11 protein-coding genes, 1 other RNA gene and 1 pseudogene are annotated in these 16860 nt (G+C 37.0%); 1 reads left to right on the top strand and 12 read right to left on the bottom strand.

The window, feature by feature from the left end; all coding sequences use genetic code 11:
• Positions 1-4 precede the first annotated feature (4 nt).
• Entirely contained in the window at positions 5-3616 is a 3612-nt protein-coding gene (locus LZ480_RS05285; protein WP_241368330.1) for a dynamin family protein, read from the bottom strand.
• Positions 3617-4281: 665 nt separating this feature from the next.
• On the opposite strand from LZ480_RS05285, the gene LZ480_RS05280 reads away from it, so the two are divergent.
• Complete coding sequence (locus tag LZ480_RS05280; protein WP_241368329.1) at positions 4282-4740, top strand: chemotaxis protein CheX; 459 nt, start codon at positions 4282-4284, stop codon at positions 4738-4740.
• Positions 4741-4781: 41 nt separating this feature from the next.
• On the opposite strand, the gene LZ480_RS05275 is transcribed toward LZ480_RS05280, so the two are convergent.
• The 11 genes and pseudogenes from LZ480_RS05275 to LZ480_RS05225 form a co-directional block, all read right to left on the bottom strand.
• Positions 4782-5693 (bottom strand): hypothetical protein, encoded by a 912-nt coding sequence (locus LZ480_RS05275; protein ID WP_241368328.1) that lies wholly within the window; start codon positions 5691-5693, stop codon positions 4782-4784.
• Positions 5686-6066 carry an RNA polymerase sigma factor gene (locus LZ480_RS05270; protein ID WP_255731200.1) on the bottom strand — a complete coding sequence of 127 codons (381 nt, stop codon included), beginning with the start codon at positions 6064-6066 and terminating at the stop codon, positions 5686-5688. Before LZ480_RS05270 ends, LZ480_RS05275 begins: the two co-directional genes overlap by 8 nt.
• A gap of 105 nt (positions 6067-6171) precedes the next feature.
• The gene (locus LZ480_RS05265; RefSeq protein WP_241368326.1) at positions 6172-6312 is read right to left on the bottom strand and encodes a hypothetical protein; all 141 of its coding nucleotides are present in this window, start codon (positions 6310-6312) and stop codon (positions 6172-6174) included.
• Positions 6313-6501: 189 nt separating this feature from the next.
• Positions 6502-8403, bottom strand: coding sequence for an ATP-dependent DNA helicase (locus tag LZ480_RS05260; protein WP_241368325.1), 1902 nt, complete (start codon positions 8401-8403; stop codon positions 6502-6504).
• 214 nt (positions 8404-8617) lie between these two features.
• On the bottom strand, positions 8618-9757 hold the full coding sequence (locus tag LZ480_RS05255; RefSeq protein ID WP_241368324.1) for a THUMP domain-containing class I SAM-dependent RNA methyltransferase: 1140 nt from the start codon (positions 9755-9757) through the stop codon (positions 8618-8620).
• Between the two features lie 3 nt (positions 9758-9760).
• Entirely contained in the window at positions 9761-11497 is a 1737-nt protein-coding gene (locus LZ480_RS05250; protein ID WP_255731294.1) for a putative bifunctional diguanylate cyclase/phosphodiesterase, read from the bottom strand.
• Positions 11498-11645: 148 nt separating this feature from the next.
• Positions 11646-12028: RNase P RNA component class B (gene rnpB / locus LZ480_RS05245), an RNA gene on the bottom strand.
• 63 nt (positions 12029-12091) lie between these two features.
• A complete protein-coding gene (gene gpsB / locus LZ480_RS05240; RefSeq protein ID WP_241368322.1) occupies positions 12092-12394 on the bottom strand; it encodes a cell division regulator GpsB in 303 nt (100 codons plus the stop codon).
• 203 nt (positions 12395-12597) lie between these two features.
• Positions 12598-13848, bottom strand: a complete 1251-nt coding sequence (locus LZ480_RS05235; RefSeq protein WP_241368321.1) for a ribonuclease H-like domain-containing protein — start codon at positions 13846-13848, stop codon at positions 12598-12600.
• 4 nt (positions 13849-13852) lie between these two features.
• Positions 13853-14310 (bottom strand): annotated as a pseudogene (locus LZ480_RS05230) (Zn-binding domain-containing protein); the annotation flags it as partial.
• A 533-nt stretch (positions 14311-14843) separates the two neighbouring features.
• Positions 14844-16544, bottom strand: coding sequence for a methyl-accepting chemotaxis protein (locus tag LZ480_RS05225; protein ID WP_241368320.1), 1701 nt, complete (start codon positions 16542-16544; stop codon positions 14844-14846).
• Positions 16545-16860: the final 316 nt, after the last annotated feature.

Here is a 16860-nt window from a genome sequence, read left to right as displayed (position 1 = left end):
CCCTTTACGCTTTTAATTGTGCGTAGATATCTTTCCAAACTGCTAAACGGCTTTCTTCTTGTAATAACAAGCGCTCTGTCTCAATTTGCTCGACGGCTTGTTCTAGCATATGTTGACGTAACCCTTCTGCTTCAATTGCAATGAAACGATTCGCCCATTCGATTAATTTGACCTTTTCTGTATCCAAATATTTTTGTGCATCTGGCTTTGTTAATTGCTCTAACGCGTCACGTAATAGTTCTTTTTCGTTTTTCTCGAAGAAGGCTTTAACATTTTTGAAGTTTGATTTCACGCCTACATATGGGGCTGGGTCGTTAAATGGTCCTGTGTAATCCAAAATTTCTGGCTCGCCCGTTTCATAAGCCATAAATGCAAAGCTTGGGTTTAACTCTTTTAAATCACGTGCTTCATCTTTGTAGCGTTCATTCATTTTCTTTTCAACAAATTGTGCTAAACGGAAGTTCGTTACACGTAATTCCTGTGCAAAGTCAAAGCTTAATGCTTGTAACACTTCTTTTAGCGCTGTTTCTAACGCTTGCTGTACCGGCATTTGTGCAAATGTCGACGGGTTGTAGCTTTCGCGGAAGAAATCAGGGTAACGGTAGTACACACGCTGTAATACGTAATAAAGTAGTTCATCTAGCTCTTGCTTTGAGTCACTTTCTACCATCGATGTTTGCGTTGTTTGGTATTTTCCGCGCACGTGCTGCTCTAAGTGTGCAAGTTCTCCTAAACGCTCATCTTTACGCTTTAAGTTGTCTTCGGTTTGCGTAATTAAATCATGCAGACGGTCCTCTGTTTTCTCTATTTCTTCTTGTAAGGCTTGTACCGCAATGCCCATTAACTCGTCGTTTAAGAAGTGATGGAATGCATCTTCAAACGGTGCCATACCTGATTCATGTTCTTTTTGTTCTTGCTTTTCTTTTAATGCAAGTAAGCTTGATACGCCGTAAAGTCTTGGGAAACGGATTCCGAAGCGTTGTAACTCTGTGCGTACATAGCCTTTTACTTCTTCCTCTTCTTCCATTGTTGACGCTAAATCAATCGCATTGACAATGAAGAACATTTTATCTAACTCGAAGGCATCCTTTACACGACCTAATTGAATTAAGAATTCACGATCAGCTTTTGCGAAGGCATGGTTGTAATACGTAATGAATAAAATCGCATCCGCATTACGAATATAATCAAACGCAACCCCTGTATGACGTGCGTTAATTGAGTCTGCACCTGGTGTATCGACTAATGTAACACCCATACGAGTAAGTGGAGAATCAAAATAGAAATCAATATTATCAACGAAACATGAACGATTTTCTTGCGCTACATACTTTTCGAAATCATGTCGGTTTACACGTAATGTCGTACCTAATTTCGGCAAGAATGTTTCGTATCCTTCAGAATAGGCACGAATAAATGATTTATGGACATTTAAGCGCTCATCAGACAATTGCACCGCTAAACCTTCCGCTGCACGGTCAAACGCTTCTTGTAACGAATTAACCGTTAAGCCAATTGCCGCGTATGAACTTTTAATATCTTCTAATAATTGCCCTTCTGTTTTTAAGTGCACATCCGCTGTTTCATGTGGATGGTCTGGTGTTACTGGGCGAATTTTGTTAATCGCTGCAGTTGTTGGGTTTGGTGAAACTGGTAATACTCTATCACCCATTAATGCATTCGAGAAGCTTGATTTACCTGCAGAGAACGCACCGAATAAAGCGATTGTAAAATCACGTTTTTGCAAACGTTCGACCTTTTTCGTCAAGAAGTTCGAAACCTCTTTAAAGCCCTGCACATCTGATAAAATATGAGCTGTTTTTAATGCACGCTCTGTAACTTTTTCAATATTTAAACCTGAGCCGATTTTTTCAAGCTGTTGGTCTTCAACGATTTCCTCTGCTGCTGTATTCGTTAGTAACATCGATTCATCAAACGGACGAATATCCTTTAACGCCTGCTCATGCTCACGCGTCCATTTTTCTAAATGAATTTTTGATTCCGCGCGAATTTCGTTTGATACTTGCTTCATTAGCGTATTGCTAAATGCTTGGAATTGTTCAACTTGAATGATGTGTTTTAATGCTTGTACTTTTTCTGTCATCGCATTAATTTTTAATTTGACTGGCGCTGCTGCTTCGGCTGCTACTTGTTCTAATGTTGCTTTTTGCTCTAGCTTCCAAGCGTCTGTCATTTGAATGAAGTAACGTTTTACCGCTTCAGACACACGGTTAGCAAAGTTCAGTACCGCATCCCCTGTAATGACCGCACTTTTTTGTACTTGGTCTTCTATAATTGAAAATGGGAAGTTAAATTCCTTCGCATCAATGGCTGCTGCACGCTCATCGTTTAGTGCACCTACATCCTTTAATGCTGTTTTCATTAATGCCTTCATATGACCCGTAATTTGTGATTGTACAACGTGGTTAAATGCCACATACGCATCTTCTTGACGCTGTACTTTCGCTTCTGCAGTTTTCTTTTTGGCTGTGAATAGACCGCCCACTTTAAAATCATCTTGCTGACTTTCCAAATACTCACGTAATTTTTCACGTACATCAGCTGGCATAATGGCAGCGTTTGCAAGAAGTTCTTTACGGTTTTCATCAAATTGCTTATCAAATACGTCAAATGAGAAAAGTTCCGTTTGACGCGTTAATTTATCGTATTGCTCTAAAATATCATCACGGTGCTGCCAATCATCTTCTGACACCACTTCTGCATACGTTGTGAAACGATCTTGCTTCTCTTCTTCCAAGTATGTTTCATGCTCATGCTGTAATTTTGTTAGCGTGTTTTCCGCTGTTAAAATTAATTGATCCTGCCAATCGTTCATTGAATCCATAACGATTTTTTTCACTTTATCGAAATCGTTATTTGGTAATTCTTTTTCACGTAAAGACGTGAAGAAAATATCTTTCGGATAAACGCCCCACGCTGCGAATGAATTGTGCACTGATTGTTTGAAATCTTCGAAAGATAGCTCTGTATCACGGTGCTTATCAATTTGGTTAACAATTAAATAGACGTTTGGATTATATTTCATCAATTGCTTCGTAAATTGAAAGTTTAACTCGGATTGGACGTGATTGTAGTCCATTGTATAGAACACCATATCTGCAATATGTAGTGCAGACTCTGTACTCATCGCGTGTGCATCATCTGTTGAGTCAACCCCTGGTGTATCCATTACGGTTACACCTTCTGGCAAACTTGATGTACTATGGCCAATTTCAATTTGTGAAACGAGCTCACCATTTTTACTTAGTTCTTTTACTTGCTTAATATCATAACCAGCCTCAAATTTAACTGGCTTTTCGTTGTGTAAATAAAGAATTGCAAAGTCCTCATCTGATTTATGCACCTTTACGATGTTAGCACTTGTCGGAATTGGACTTGTTGCTAAAATGTTCTCTCCAGATAATGCATTGATCATACTTGATTTACCAGCAGAGAAGTGCCCCGCAAAACCAATTACGAATTCTTTTTGTAATAATTTGCGCGCGAAAAGGTTTAATTTTTCAATGCGCTCTGTATCTTCGTTTTCTTTATAAATTATGTATTGTAATGCAGATTGTTGTAACAATCCTTGAATTTTATCATCAAACAATGTCATACTTGTTTCCCCTTTATACGGTTTTGCCTTAGTTTTGTCACAAATCTATAGTACCATGATTTTTAGAGAAAATCGGCACGTTTTCGCAAAAATTATTGTCAGAATCATTTTTTTCCATAAATTCCTTGAATTCACTTAACTTTATGTATCTAAATTGCTATTTTCCGATAATTGACAGTTAAGAAAAAAGGCCATTTTCAAAATCGAAAATGATCATTTCCTGTTAAATCTTTCTAAATGCTTTGTACGATTTCTAACTGTAAATTGAATCATATCAACAAGCTTCATTTATTACTTATTATCGATTAGGTTTTTATAGAAATAGCTATAAAAAAAGCGCATTATCAATTGTGACAATGCGATGGAATGATTTATTTTTTAAAGTTATAGATTGCGGTATTATTTCACTGTATTTTTTAATACATAATTGCCAATCGCTAAATACGCTAGCACCGTTGCTCCAATCAATGTATAAAGCATTTGTTACACCGCCCTTTATCAATCGATAATAATTATCAATATCATTATAATGATTATATTATCATACGTCAATAATCAATTCCACCTCGGTTAAATCAAGTTCAATTATTCGACATTTTATCTATACATTTTGTCGAAAATAGTGGTAAAATATTGTAAAGGTTCATGGGAGGACGTGTTAATTTTTGAACGCTTCGAAACATATTCAAACGATTTTAAATGGGACCATACATTCATTAAAAACTATTTTACCTATGAATATAGACGTGAAATCACCCAGTATTGCTAATGAGCCATATGAGCAAAAGGAAATGGGTGTTTTAATCGGCTTAGTTGGCGATTTAAAGGGACGTATTATTATCGATGGATCACCTGAAATTTTCGGTGCAGTTGGTTCAGGCATGTTCGGTATGCCACTTGAGGGTCCAATGCTTGAATCATTTACGGGGGAGCTTGGTAATATGATTGCAGGTAATTTATGTACATTTACCGGCCAGAATGATTTAGAGCTAGATATTACCCCTCCAACAGTGATGGTCGGCCACACGAAACTATTTGGCTTCCAACAAGCATTTAAGTTACCTGCTACAATCGAAGGCATTGGTGACATTTGCATTTTATACACAATTGATGATGAAAACTAAAAACAAAAAAATCGTTCGCATAGAAGCATGCGAGCGATTTTTTATACGAATAAGACAAATACTATTCCTAAAGTAAGTACTAATCCTATTAAGTATTGGTTCCATGACAACTTAGATTGATTAAATTTCCTATCCACAATGTAATCCACCGTCATATAAAAGGCCATAAAAAGTGAAAATATCGCTAAATTTGCTACACCATACCATTTAAAAAACAAGTTATAGCTTGAAAATAGTAAGACGAACAATACTATATTCACTACCATTGAAGCAGTTTTTCTTTTCTTGAACGCTACTCTTTCTCTTTTCCAAACAAATACTACAAAGCAAACCAAAACTGTTAGTACAATAATTTTCCATAACGGAAAGTCATTATCTTCTAAATAGACATTCATCCAAATTTTTTCGAGTTCTGAGGCTGTTTCCTCGGAAAGGTGTATTGCTTGGTTTGTTTTCATATCAATTAATATAGTACTATTCTCAAAATACACTTTTTTTAAGTAGATATTATCACCATTTTTTTGCTCCAACATATAATGAGCGGCTCCTTGACCTGCAGACAAACTCCCTTCAAATGGTATTTTTTCAAGCCCGTTTAATAATTGCTCAATGCTTTGTAAATAACTTACGTCCGTTGTAATTTCCTCACCTGTAATAAAGATTGAAGGGAAATTATAAGAACGTATAGCATTTGTAGAATATAAATAGCTCGCCTTTTGTATCGGGCCAACCTTAAGTTCTTGTGCCTGTTGCTGTTCATTCGGCGCTGTAAATTGCAGGGATTGAATAAAAAATAAGGAGAGCACTACAAATGCAATGAGTGTTGTTACATAACGCCATGTTTGTTTTTTTCGAACATGCTGCTGTCTATTAATTAGCTTTTCTAAATGCTTTTCTTTCGTCAAGGCATCCAGTGTTGGACGTGTGATATTTTGCAATTTTTTTTCAAGCATCTTCATCTCCTCCTAACAGCTGCTGCAATTTTTTTATTCCTCTCTCCGTAGCATTTCTTACTTTCGCTTCATTCCAGCCTAAAATTTCTGCACTCTCTTTGATAGAAAAGCCTTCAATTTTTCGTAGTACAATCGCTTCTCGGTATTGATGTGGTAATTGTCCGAGTGCCTTATATAGCTGATGTTGACTATCCTTTGATTCCAACCATTTCTCTGGTGCATATGTATAATCAATTTGCTCATGTTCTTGTAAAAACGGGATAAACTTCAAAACTTTCTTACGCCTGAAATGGTCATAAACGATATTCCGCGCTATTTTCATAAGCCAAGTTTTTTCACTTGCATCACCACGAAAACTAGAGAAATTATTCATCGCCTATCAATTACGCGCCGGCGTAATTGCGTCCAGATTTTTTCGAGCCCGCTCGAAAAACTCCTCTAAAAAATCTGTGACATCCGCCGGGGGCATTTACTTGCTTCAGCGGGGTTTGAACCCCGCTGAAGCAAGTTTAAACGTTTCTTGAGTTAAGTCCTTAGCAAGCTCCTTTTCACCAACTAATAAATAGATAAATTGGTACACCACTTCACTATACTCCTCATACATTCGAGCAATCGGCACAGCTTTTCCACCCCCTTACTTATATAGACGTTTGAACAACTTATTTTACTCATCTCATACCACATAAATTTTACCATTCAAAAAACTCAATTTGCGACAAATAGCACGAAATGATGTCTTTTTTATAATTATTGGTACATTCCTATCCACAAACAAAAACCCGCTCGAAGAACTCGAACGGGCTTATCATTATTGCGGCTCTACCGCTAAAATATTGAAAAATTTGTCTTTTGACTGTGCTTCATGTTCATTTAATAGAATATGAATATCGCCATGGTCATTCGAAGTACGAATTAAACGGCCCATCCCTTGCTGTAAACGTAATAGCATAAATGGTAGTTCCACTTCTTCGAACGGATTCGTCGCAAATGAACGCTTCGCATCAAATAATGGGTCTTGCGGTGGGAATGGTAAATCAAAAATGACCACGCGTGTTAATGCTTCCTCTGGTAAATCTAGCCCTTCCCATAAATGATAGGAACATAATGTCTGGATGTCGCCATTTTGGAAGTCGCGTACAATCGCAGAAAGTTCACGTTCCCCTTCAAACGCAACATTCAAGCGTGTCATTAAACTAAGTTTTGATTTAAACTCATTCATCGCTTGTTTGGATTTAAATAATATTAGCGTTTTTTTATTATCTTTCAATAACGCTTCTACTTGCGCTACTTTTTCAACTTGTGATAGTTCGTGCAAGTAAATTTTCATAACTTCCTCATAGTCAAACGGTGACGGTACGCTGAAGCTTTGGAATTTTTCAATGCCTAGGCTTGTCGCGATATAGCTGAAGTCTTTATTAACAGATAATGTCGCTGATGAGAAAACAATCGGCATTTTTTTCGAGAATAATGTTTCTGATAGAACATCCGTAATCAGTCGAGGCATAATGACTAATGTTTCCTCACCGTCTGTATCCTCTAACCAATCAACTGCATCGCCTTGCGCTACAAAAATGCGAATCGCAGCTGCGTAATGTTCTAAAAACTCCTCGGCCATATTTAATTCATATTCTGGAATCATATATAATTCAGACTCAAATACAAATTCCTCTAATAGTTGTTCAACATCTGCAATAACACGTTGGCCTAATTGAATAAGGCGCTCTGATTTACTAATGCGCTTGCGATCTTCCTCTGATGGCACTACATCATCACGTAATTGATCGAAAAATAGCTCATGGTGATCTTGTAAGTGCTCCATCGCATAAAGCGTACGCTCACGAACACCATCTACCATTAAGCGTTCAAGTAGCTCAACAATCGTATATGCTTGTACTTTATAGGTTAGTGCTTTTTGCGCCGCATATTCTAACAAGTGACCTTCATCAAGTACAACCATTGACACATCCGGAAGTAATGGCAATTGGCCTTCACGTTCACGTGATTCCTTTGTCGCTAAGTGCTCCATCAAAAAGTCCTGAGAACAGATGATTAAGTCTGATGATTTACGGTAGTGTGCGCGGTGCAAAGTTTGCCCACATCGGTTACGTAAATCACATACTGCACATTGCATAATTGAGTTGTAATTGACTTTTTGCCAATCTTCATCGCTCACGCCTGGGTAATCTGAACGATCACCATATGGCTGCACGGCAATCATACTTCCCTGAGCATACACACCATCAGGAATAGAAAAGGCGATATCATCAATCCACTCTTCTGTTTCTGTTTTCTCGGCTTCTTCAAAGCGCTTTAAACATAAATATTGGTCACGCGATTTTGCTAAACGTACGTCGATATCTAATCCAAGAACGTCACGTAATTTATGAATATCGCCACCTTCTTTAACAAGCTGGTCGATTAATGTTTCATCTGCACATGCGATTAACGCTGGTTTTCCTGTATAGCGCGCATAGGATACAGCCGGTAATAAATAAGCAATTGTTTTCCCTGTACCTACACCTGCTTCTGCGAATAATACATTCTTTTCTTTTAATGCTTGCTCGATTTGGTAAGCCATGAAAATTTGCTCATCACGACATTCAAAGCCGCGCTCTGGTAATTCATCATACAGAACGTCTCCTAGCCAATCGCCAAGAGAATCGAAAAACGTTTTTTCCCGTGATAATTCAAACGGTAATGATTTTCTCAAATCAAAGTTCCCCCTCAATATGAAGCGGAAGGAACGCTCACTCATCCCTTCCGCATTAAGTCATTTTTACATATACAAAAAAATTCAGTACTGATTATTATACTATGTTTCAAAAGAAATTCCTACTCATAACATCCTAAAATAAAACAAAAAAACTCCAATTGCCTCATAAATAGCAACTGGAGTTCTAAAATAAATGTTAGTTTGGTTACTTTTATTGCTCGCGTTTTGATTTTTGTCCCCAGAATTGATAGTAATCTGTGCGGATGAAACCATTGAATAGCTTACGTTTTTTTGTAGCCTTTTTGCCGTAATGTACTTCTAAATCTTCCATTGAAGACAGCATATAAACTGACCATGTTGGATAGTTTTTCATTACATCTCCGAATTGGCGTAGCATTTTTTCGATTTCTTCAAGTTCACCGATACGTTCCCCATATGGTGGATTCGTTACAATAACACCGTCTGTTAATTTCGTAGTAAAATCGATTGCTTGCATTTGCTTAAATGTAATCATATCACCAAAGCCTGCTTCGATCGCGTTTTCCTGTGCAATAGAAACCATGCGATGATCGATATCTGTGCCAATAATTGATAGTTCTTGATCATAATCTGCCTTTTCATCTGCTTCATCACGCGCTTGATCCCAAATTGCTTGCTTCATCCATGGCCAAGCTTCTGACACGAACTCACGGTTGTAGCCTGGTGCGATGTTTTGACCAATCATTGCTGCTTCAAGTGCAATTGTACCTGAGCCACAGAACGGGTCAACGAATGGACGACTTGGTGACCATTTTGATACTTTTATAAGTGCCGCTGCTAATGTTTCTTTTAATGGCGCTTCACCTTGGCTTGTACGGTAGCCACGCTTATGGAGTCCAGCCCCAGATGTATCTATTGTTAATGTTGCCTCGTCCTTTAAAATTGAAATTTCAATTTTAAATAATGGACCGGATTCATCTAAAAAGCCTAAACGTTTATACGCCAGCTTCATGCGCTCAACAATCGCTTTTTTAGTGATAGCTTGGCAGTCTGGCACACTGTATAATTTCGATTTTACCGATTTGCCTGATACCGGGAAATTCGCATCTACCGGTAAATATTTTTCCCACTGAATGGCTTTGACACCTTCGAATAATTGATCAAATGTTTTTGCTGGGAATTTTGCCACTACAATTTTCACGCGGTCTGCTACACGTAACCATAAATTCGTACGAGCAATTGCTAACTCGTCTCCTTCAAAATAAACTTTGCCGTTATCGACACGTGTTTCGTAGCCTAATTCACGCACTTCTTCTGCAACGATTGCCTCTAACCCCATTGCTGCAGTCGCAACTAATTGAAATTTTGTCATAAATTAAATCCTTCCTTGATGCTCAACTTCCCAAAAATGTATGAAGTCGATTAATTCGTCCATCGGTAGCGGTTTGCTATAATAGTAACCTTGAATAAAATCACAGCCCATCGATCTTAGCAGCTCTACTTGTTGAACATTTTCAACGCCCTCTGCTACAACTTTTATTTGTAAACGATGCGCCATTTGAATAATAGCATCAACAATTGCCTGCTTATCATCCAACGAGCAAATATGTTGAATAAAACTGCGGTCAATTTTCAACACATCTAGCGGGAATCGTACTAAATAACTTAGTGAAGAATAGCCTGTCCCAAAGTCATCAATTGATAATTTAAACCCAAGTTGCTTTAGCTTCACGAGTTTACTAATCGTTTCTTGTGCAGTATTCATCACTGTGCGCTCTGTCACTTCTATTTCGAAATTTTGTGCCGATGTATTATTACGCTCTAGTATGGTTTGCACCGACTCTAAAAAACTTTGTTGCTGGAAATGTATGCTCGAAACATTAATTGCAATTGGTACTTTCGGATATCCTGCCGCTACAAGCTTATGATACCCTTCACATGCCAATTCAAAAATAATTTCGCTAAGCGGAATGATTAAACCTGATTCTTCCGCATACTCAATAAATTCTGCCGGTGACACAAAGCCCAATTTTTCACTCTTCCATCGTACTAGCGCCTCTAAACCAATAATATTTTGAGTTTCTACACAAATTTTCGGCTGAAATGCTAATGTAAATTCACGATTTTCAATTGCCTTACGAAGCTCACCATCTAACGCTAGCACACGATTTGAATCCGTTTTTAATTCTTCAAAATAAAACGAGAAACAATTACGCCCATTTTCTTTTGAGAAAGTCATTGCCTTGACAGCACGATTAATTAACATTTCCGTTGATGTGCCATCCTCAGGATAAATACTAATCCCGATGCTCGTAGACACATAAATATCTTGATCATGAATGCGTATCGGTTGTTCAAATGCACGAATTAAACGTTCGGCAAACTGCGCTGCTTCACGGGGATGCTTAATATTCGATAGCGTAATAACAAATTCATCGCCGCCAAAACGAGCTAAAATATCTTTATTTTTTAATAAACATTTTATACGCTTTGACACTTCTACTAGCAATAAATCACCAATTGAATGACCAAGTGTATCATTTACTTGCTTGAATCGATCTAAATCTAAAAAAAATACGGCATGCTGAATCCGTTGTACTTTGTTATCGGAAACTTCTAATAGCGTTTTCATACGATCGATAAAAGCAAAGCGATTACAAACATCTGTTAATGAATCATATAACGACCGTTTTGCTAATTCATCCTCTACGACTTTACGCTCCGACAAATCCGTAAAAATCGCACAGTAGTTTGTAATTTCGCCTTCTTCAGACTTGATGGCTAAAATCTTCAACCATTCCGGGTAAAGCTCTCCAGTTTTACGTCGGTTCCAAATTTCACCTTGCCACATGCCCTCTTCGGCAATTCGGCTCCACATGTTCACATAAAACGTTCGATCATGTATGCCCGATTGTATGACTGAAGGTTTTTTGCCTCGAACCTCTTCACTTGTATAACCCGTTACAAATTCAAATGCTGCATTTACTGTTACGATTTTTTTATGGCGATCTGTAATCATGATACCATCCGCAATATTAGCAAATACTTGTTCAATAAGATTTTTCGGATACTGTGATAATGTTAGCTCTTGTACAGCTGGTAAATCTGACATGATTCCGTTCACGTAAATATCCCCTTATATTCTATTCACAAACTACTTTTATGTATTAATGTATCTAATTGATTGTTTTTTCTATTAAGAAAGGCTCTCCACAAAAAATAATGGAGAGCCCTTTTAATATTAAAAAAAAGCATCAATAATCAATAAGCCATGTTTTGTTCCTAAGTACTCAAACGGCTTTCGCCTCGTACGACTAGGTAGTAATCATCTATCTACGTAAGAAATTCTTACGTCCCTCCATCCGTTCATTTCCTTCTGGAGAGTGCCCCTACCATAATTTGGGTTTCTCACTCATGGGGTTTACCTCGTTCCACCTTATTAGTTTCCTAATAAGCTCCGTCACTGTGGCACTTTCAGGAAGTGTCATCCATATCAAAAGACTTAGGACTTCCTTCCGCCGTCAAAGAGAATCTCTTTGCCTTACCTTATTTTTTCAGTAAGCACGAACACTACGGGCATCGCAGCCGCGTGTGAGCATGGACTTTCCTCTACACTTCAAGAGTGCAGCGATTACTCGATAATTGATGTATGACTAAAGTATACTGCACATGTTATAAAAAAACAACATACTTAAAAATAGTTTAACTATTCGTATAGTTTACTACCAAATACATGTTTTTCTAAATTCGACAGTCGTTTTAAAATGTCAAAATTTGTATTGTTCGTGCTAATTGGCGATGGTGTTGCCACCGTTTTACGACTTGAAGTTGCCACTTCCTGCTTTAAGCGTGCATTTTCTTCTTCAAGTGCCGCAATTTTCGCTGTAAAGGCGTCATAATCTTCGCGAATAGCATCTAAAAATTGGTCGACCTCATCTATATTATAGCCCTTCATACTTTTTTTAAAATCTTTTTCTAATATATAGTCAGCTGTTAATTTAATATCCATTGTACCTCGTCCTTCCATCACGCAACTTTCTTGATTGTATTATATCATAGGTCAACCCATTCGTACCTATTACATATGTCGCCATTGCGAATTTTTTGTTGGATTGGGTATTATAAAATGGCAATGAAATCCATACAAGAAAAGACATCCACTTACATTATTGTAACGCAATATTTGTTTTTCTACTCGTTGTCTTGGTGATGTTATTTGTTTTGATTTTTTGTAGCTATACGTTGTAATCTTTTTTGCCAGCTTTGTTGTTGTTTTTTATATTGGGTCTGTTTCTCAAAAGCAATATGTTCAATTAGTTCACGCCCCTTTTTTGAATAGATAAAGGCTTGGGCATAATCCTTCATTTTGTGCTCAAAAAGCATCGCAAGTTGTTCATAAGCTTGCAATTGTTTTTTGTCAGGGATTGTTGGCAATGCTGATTGAAACGCTTCAATTGCAAGCTCATACTCGCCTTCACGCTTTAATTCAAACGCTAAATAAAAATGCGCAAATCCTGTTTCAGTAGAGTCAAAATGTGCTGTAACAGCTTTTAAAATGTCCGCGCTCGTTTGACGTTGCTTTAAATCACCGAACCATTTCCCAATATTCGTATAGGTTGTCGCCGATTCTGTTGTAATCGTATCAAGCAATAAATTCGTCGAATGAATATATAATGTAATTAGCGATAATAAGTCCCATTCATTATGAACGAGCACCTTCATTAACGTTTCTGCATTTCCAGTTTTCACTGCATCGAAATAAATAATCGGCGCTAAATGGCCAGGAATATCCCCTTTCCGATAAAAACCGAGCTTATCCTGCTCTACTTGCGTTAGCTTCATGCGCGACAAGTCGTCTTTCCATAAACGCTTCGAGCTATGCAGTAAATCGACTTGGCGCTGTTCTTTTAATTTAGGAATATGTTGCTGATTCAATGTCCAGCGCACATGTAGCTGTGGCCAGTCAAAACTTTTGCCATTGTACGAAACAATCGTCACATTACGCTGCCACATTTTCGATTCGAAAAGCAATGCAGCCTCATTCGATGGATCTGCTAATACATATTGCGTCATTGTAAAGCCTTCATCATCTGACTCTAAAAAACCTAATAAAAAGATATGCGTACCCGCACCTTTTAGACCTGTTGTTTCAGTATCAAAGAAAACAATCGCCTCGTCCTCCGAAATGGCAAACGGATGATCCTCCCCCTGTGATTTCCAACGTTTTAACGCCGTAAATAGTTCCCCAAGACGATAATTGCCGTGTTGGTACATGAAAGGGTAATGTACCTCTCGCTTGAAGAGTACACCAAAATCATTTTCTACTAGCTCAAGTCCAGCTTGTCGCCAAGATTCGGTATAACTTGGTGCTTCGGGCTTTAAAAAGTATACCTTTTCCTGTTTCGTTTCTGTTTTTTTACCAAGCATTTTTTTCATTTGTAAGATTTTATTTTCATATGACATGCCTTCACATCATTTCGTTGATTAATGTTGTTAATACTTTGATGACTTGTTTTTTGCTTTCACCTAACGTATCCTGTGCACCAATACATGCCGGGCAGCCATGCTCACAAGGACATAAAAGACATGCTGCTTTGTTTTTTCTAATAATGGCAACAGTACATCATACACTCGCTCACTTAAGCCAATTTCACCAGGATAACTATCATAGATAAGTAGCGTCGGCTTTTCGTTATGAATGGCCTTTACTTGCGGCACAACCGAAATATCCGAACGGTCGCAATGAATAAATAGAGGCACAAAGCTACTGATTGCATAGGCAGCTCCTGTTAAGGCATCCGTCAGTTGTTCTTCTGTCCAGTTTTCAGGTAAATCAAAGCTCATCCAAGTGGCATTCGTATGCTCCATTGTTGGAATCGAAATGGGACCGGAGCCAATATTATCATGCGTGATGAAGCGAATTTTATTGCAATTCATGTTTCAACACAAAATATAGGGACATCTCTATTCATCTTAATACTAGATATTCTCACCTTTATAATAACAATAAATTGAACAGTAAACAAAGTAAACACAAAGAACAAGAGTTCCATAATTTATAAGTGTATAGGCGTATTTTGGTTACATATCCAATATATGCCTATCTAATTTACAAATTTTCACTTCACACTTTATTATCGTTTAAATTGTTTACAGTTTACTATAAATACATGTCTAATATGGTTTTTAGAGGTAAACACAACATTGCAATCTATTTACCTAAAAGGAAAAAAGCACTGCTCAAATTGAACAGTACTCTCCCTATACTACCCAAGAATGTATCTATAGGTAAAATATTAAAATTTACTTGCACGCCAACTTATCATTCCCAAATCAAAACTTTTCATTTCTTACTAAAGTCTGAAACCTACTACGACGAAAAGTTAGATTTATTTGATTGTTTTCCACTTGCATTCCCCAACCATTGAAATCATAGAAAAGGACAAGGTGTATGTCCGTTATATTTTAAACTTATCTACTTTATTTTTAAGAACTTTAGATATTCCTTCAACTTTATGCACATTTTCGACAATGCGGCTAATTACGGTTGATTGATCTTTTGAAGCTGAAGCTACTTCCTCCGTAACCGCTGTATTTTCTTCAATGACAGCTGAGATAGTTTCTAAGGCTTCCAAAACTTTTTGAGAATCTTTTTGAAGATCATTAAAGACAACTTCAATCTGACTCGTATCTTTTTCCGTTTGCCCTACCATGTTAACAATCACATTTAAGGCTTCGTCTCCTTGGTCAATCAATTGCTCTTGCTTCTGAACAGCCTTCAAGTTTTGTTCCATCTTAACCACTGTTTCATTCGTCTCTTTTTGGATAGATTCAATTAAATCAATTATTTTATTGGCAGCTGATTGAGATTGCTCAGCCAGTTTTCGAACTTCATCTGCCACAACGGCAAAACCTTTTCCATTTTCCCCTGCTCTTGCCGCCTCAATTGCTGCATTTAAAGCAAGTAAATTCGTTTGATTTGCAATGTCAGAAATTACATTAATAATTTCTCCGACCTCATCGGAACGCTTGGCTAAACTTTGAACCGTTCCAGTTGCAGATTCTACAGTTTTAATTAACTCATGAAGTTGAACTGTGGCCTCACGCATTGATTCCTTACCCTTTTGTGCTGTATCCGTTGAAATTTTGGCATTTTCAACAGTTCTCTTTACTTGGGCAACTCCTTCATGTAGAAAAGTCATCATATTTGACATCATTTCTAAAATATTATTCACTTCTTCGGATTGCTTTTCAATTCCTATAGCTGTTTCTTCCATTGATTGTGTAATATTACCCGAAGCTTCTTCAGTTGTTTTCACAAATTGGCTGAGCTCTTGTGTCGTATCATTCATTGTAACTGTTGTTGAATTAATATCTGCAATAATTTCTCTTAGGTCGACAACCATTTTTTCAAATGAACGTGACAATGCACTTATTTCATCCTTGCCTTCCGTTTTAACCTGGAAATTTAAGTCTCCTTCAGAAATTTTCTTTGCTTGCTTCGTTAAACTTTCTAAAGGTTTAGTGACTATTTTAGAAAATATAAAAATAATAATTATACTAATAATCAGAAAAACACCTGTAAGTAGAACCATTTCCAAAGCATTCTGTTTCTCTAAATTGATAATATCTGTTGCATTGTAATCCACGCCTAATACACTAATAACTTCCCCGGATTTATCCTTAATTGGTATGTATATTGAAAGTAAATTCCCGAAATCGTCAGAGGATATTTCAGGTTCACTTGTTTGTCCTGTCTCAAAAGTTTGCACCATCTTGTCATACTCTGCACCGTTTTCTTCAATATCACCTAATGCAACCGCATCCCCTGTAATAACATAAAAATATTCATATCCATTGTCTGTTTTCTCTCTGCTCATTGTATAAAGATAATTCAAATCATTTGCTACGCTTATTTCCTCAAACTTGTCTTGTAATTGATTAAAATAATCGTTTTCTTTTCTGTCTTTTATAATCACACTATATTTTTCTGCATCCATTTGACTAAGAGTATATTCACCTATTTTAGTCGCTTGCTTACTTATGGATTGAATGACTAATTTAGAAGAGGATTGAATAACCAGAAAACCAATAGAACCCCCCATTAGTATAATTAACACAGAAAACACCGCTACCATTTTTGTTTTTAAGCTATTCATATCCTTACCACTTTCCTAATAATTTCATTTTATTTGGTTCATCACCAAATGTAGTAGTTGCATATTGATAATCGTTCTAGCCACATTCGAAGTACGATTACCAAGTGAAAATATAAGTAAAACAACTGTCTCTTTGAGCCTTGAGTACTTCCTTCACCATTCGTCAACCCCTTGTTACGATGATAGGCTATTTATTTAATTTAATAGCTTTTCAACAATAAACATTAAAGAATCAAAAAATAAAATACTCAATATATTACGATAAACAGGTTTTAGCTTTCTAAAAACTTATGCATACTCGCTTTTTCTTTCTTAT

Origin of the sequence: Solibacillus palustris (assembly GCF_022549215.1) — a bacterium.
Classification (GTDB): Bacteria; Bacillota; Bacilli; order Bacillales_A; family Planococcaceae; genus Solibacillus; species Solibacillus daqui.
This window is presented reverse-complemented; position numbering and strand designations above follow the sequence as displayed.